The sequence below is a fragment of the Acinetobacter sp. F-1 genome, assembly GCF_022869025.1.
Taxonomy (GTDB): Bacteria; Pseudomonadota; Gammaproteobacteria; order Pseudomonadales; family Moraxellaceae; genus Acinetobacter; species Acinetobacter pseudolwoffii.
Genome location: NZ_JAJKFX010000025.1, coordinates 1 through 3738, shown reverse-complemented (window position 1 = coordinate 3738; position 3738 = coordinate 1). Strand labels below are relative to the sequence as shown.

Below are 3738 nucleotides of genomic sequence, written 5' to 3'. Positions count from 1 at the left end.
ACATTTCCAGCTGACAAGCCGTTTATAAGAAAAAAACACTCGTTTGATTAAATAAGAAACAATCCCGATTTTATTGTATTTTTCTCATTCGATTTCAGTCACTAAGTAGTATTTAACCGCTTTAAAATCTGCCAACCGATGCTGTTTTTGCTTGCCTAGCATCAGCGCTAACAACTTTTCAAAAATCTGAATTTGTTCAGGCAACTCAACTTTTAGGCGCTGACAATGTAAAAACGCCCAATCCAGATAGTCAGTTGCCTGCAAGCGCTGTCCACTCAGCCATTCATAAAAAATCACGCCCAAAGCATAAACTTCGCTCTGCAAGCTTTTGGCTTTTCCTTGGAATAATTCCGGTGCCATATAACGTGGTGTCGCATTAAGCTTATGAACTTCAAGCTGATCCAGAGGCTGGACGTGTTCAAAATCAAGTAGACATACCCTACCCTGATCATCAACAAAATGCTCCCGCTTTAAATCCGCATGCAAATAACCCAGCTGTTGCAGGCAGATTAAAGGTTCTACCGCTTGCAGCAAATGTTGTCGAATCTGCGTTACAGAAAGTTGATCTGGCATGATCTGAAAATGTGCTGGTGCATCGACCAGAATCAAAGCCTGCTCAAATTGTTCATGTTGAATGGTGAATGGCTGTTGAATGATTTGATGCGGAAGGAAAAAGTTCAGATCACTCGAACGGCTATGCGTTTGATAAAAATTCAGCTCCTGCTGCAAGCCCAACTTTGCATGCGGAGATGATATTGAGCTGTCAGATTTAGTCGACACTTGAGTTTTTAGCCAGAATGCGGGCTGACCCGCAGCATAATACAGGCGTCGGCCAAAACTCAGACTGCGGGTTTTGGTTCTTGGTTGAAAATCCAAAGTATCAAGATGATCTAAATTAAGTGGTTGCAATATATTCAGGCTTTGGATCAGCAGTATATTGATAATTTAGCAGCTCCAGACAATGCTGAATAGTTTTCCCCACCCGTTCCTGAGTCTCAATTAAGGAAATTTTTGGCCAAGTGGCCCGTTCGCCTTCGCGCTGCAAGATTTTAAAGAGATAGGGCCGTGGATTTTGCAGCATATAGCTATAGTGGCGCAGGCTATATTTACCGACAATATTCACATCGCCATAATAACGCTGATCGACCACCCCATAGCCGTGATCGAGTATACGGCGTACAGGTGGCAAGCTTCCGGCATGTTCCCGGGCAAAATCCATCATTCCTTTGGTAATCACCGCACCCTGACGGCGTACAATCCGTTGTGGCCAGCTTAAGGTACCTTTGCGGAAACGTGCAACATCATCTTGCATAAATGGCACGATATGCGGATTGACCTGGCTGGCAATGGTGTAATTGATATTGTATAATCGGGCCATTTTTTCCTGCGGGAAATCACTGCGTACACTGCCATCGACCCAACGTGTTGCTCCCATATAAGGGGTATATTCACCATCATAACGCTTACTGGTCAGGCGTACTGGCGGAAACAGAATAGGGACTGCACAAGAGGCCAATACCGCACTCCAGACCAGCACATCCGGAGAAGTATAGGCATTTAAAATACGGGCATCCTGCGCCGAATCATAGGGGGCAACAGCAATATTGATATGCAGACCTGAGGTTTTGAGTGCTTCTTCAAAGGTCAGATCGCCTAAATTTTCGACCAGAAATTTTTTCAGGTATTTGACATCTGCCAGACCTCCATTGCCTTTCAGCAATTCACCCATGGTTCGGAAATGAAAAGCCTCATGAAAAAAATTATGCCCCTTCAAAAGATCGACATACTGCGAGGGTTTGGATACACCCAACATTGCCGTCATGATGGCACCTGCACTAGAACCTGACATGACCTTTGGCAATAAATCCTGCTCCATCAGAGCCTTACAAACGCCGGTATGAAACAGACCCAAGGTCGAGCCACCGGAAAACATCAGGGCCGGCTGACCATAGGCACGCTGACAGCCTTTAAAAAATTCAATTTTTTCTTCAATATTTAAACAGCTACAGTCTGTTGAAGCGATATGTGCCAGCCCCTGACTAACCTGCTCCACATAATCTTCAATAATTCTTTTGGTGCCGACATAGGCTTCGGTGAACAATAAAGGATGGGCAATATTGGCGATATCGTAGCTTAGACCTTCGCGCAGAATATACATCAGGTCGTGGGTACGTTTCTGTTGTCTATAGCGTCTTAATTTACCCAAACGATGCGCAATAACTTCTGCATCAAAATAGGGAGAACTATTGTCGAATTTCCATTCTTGCGCCCCGGATTCTTCATCTATTTTTAGCGCAATATATTTCCATTCCTCATAGGACTCAGCTTGTTGCAGCTGCTGCTTGAGTTTTTTAATACGATAGGCCTGATGTGGATTAATGTCCTGAGTAAAATCTTTAAACAGCATCTGCCTTCTTCCCTATATTGTATTTTTCATTCATCTTGCACTGCGTAGAAAATATGCACCGATCTGTTCATAACAACAATAGCGAAAATTCTCTGCTTTAAGCAAATTATCACACTTTTCAGGCTTTGACTGTGAATTTTAGGGTGATAGTATCCTAGACATAATTTTAAATCTGTAATGCTGAGATCATGGCGAAAATTGAGTTACCTGACAATATCTTGAATACCCTTTCGACTGTTCTGCTGCAACTTCAGCAAAGCCTGCCCGAGCTGAAACATGCTCCTGATTTTTCTGCACATGCCTATAAATGGCAACAGGGTGAACTCAAGCCCATTCATCAGCTTAGACAGATGGAACTGGCCGATTTAAAAGGGATTGAGCGACAAAAAGAAAAAGTCATCCAGAATACTTTGCAGTTCTTAAATGGCTTGCCTGCCAATGATGTCTTGCTGACTGGTTCGCGTGGCACCGGTAAATCCTCTATCGTTCGTGCCCTGCTGACCGAATACGCAGCGCAAGGTTTACGCCTGATTGAGATTGAACGCGATGACTTGTCAGAACTTCCGGAAATTCAAAAACTGATTGCAGACCGTCCTGAAAAGTTTATTGTCTATTGTGATGATCTGGCCTTTAATGCAGAAGATGAAAATTATCGCAGTTTAAAAAGTGTATTAGATGGTTCATTGCAATCGGGTTCGAGTAATTTTGTGATTTATGCGACCAGTAACCGCCGCCATTTACTGCCAGAATTTATGCATGAAAATACGCCTGTCACCCGGGTCGATGTTCCGCAATATACTGAGCTACATCCTCAGGAAGCAATTGAAGAGAAGATTTCGCTATCTGACCGTTTCGGCTTATGGCTGTCTTTTTATCCAATGGATCAGAATTTATATCTGGAAATTGTAGAGCATTATCTTAAAAAGGCTGAGATGGAATTGACCCCGGAAACCCGAGCCGAAGCCTTGCGCTGGTGTCAGGCACGCGGTCAACGTTCGGGACGTGCCGCGTATCAGTTTTCCAAGCACTGGATTGGGTCGCAGCAGTTAAAAATCCTATAATCCCGTACAATTCCGCTATCAATTCACAACTATTGATAGCGTCTTTTCTTATTCTTAAAACAACTAAAACGATGACAACAATGTTCAATAAAATATTTATAAGCCTATTTTCTGATTTCAACTACCGCAATCTATGCGCAAACGAATGGGTCGGTTCAAAAAGCATCCGACTGTCAATCCGATCTTTTTAATGGAAACTTTTGCTCAAAAACAAATATTGCCCAATATCGACATGCTTTAAAAACATCAAAAGCAAATTTTAATTAACCC

At 43.0% G+C, this 3738-nt stretch carries 3 protein-coding genes; 1 reads left to right on the top strand and 2 read right to left on the bottom strand.

Annotation, left to right across the window (positions count from 1 at the left end):
* Positions 1–84 precede the first annotated feature (84 nt).
* Complete coding sequence (locus LOZ91_RS14480; RefSeq protein ID WP_244783463.1) at positions 85–909, bottom strand: protein kinase; 825 nt, start codon at positions 907–909, stop codon at positions 85–87.
* Positions 896–2407 (bottom strand): DUF3336 domain-containing protein, encoded by a 1512-nt coding sequence (locus tag LOZ91_RS14475; RefSeq protein ID WP_180049981.1) that lies wholly within the window; start codon positions 2405–2407, stop codon positions 896–898. The genes LOZ91_RS14480 and LOZ91_RS14475 overlap by 14 nt, the downstream gene beginning before the upstream one ends.
* A 188-nt stretch (positions 2408–2595) precedes the next feature.
* Here LOZ91_RS14475 and LOZ91_RS14470 point away from each other — a divergent pair, with 188 nt between their 5' ends.
* Positions 2596–3468, top strand: coding sequence for an ATP-binding protein (locus LOZ91_RS14470; RefSeq protein WP_159515900.1), 873 nt, complete (start codon positions 2596–2598; stop codon positions 3466–3468).
* Positions 3469–3738 lie beyond the last annotated feature (270 nt).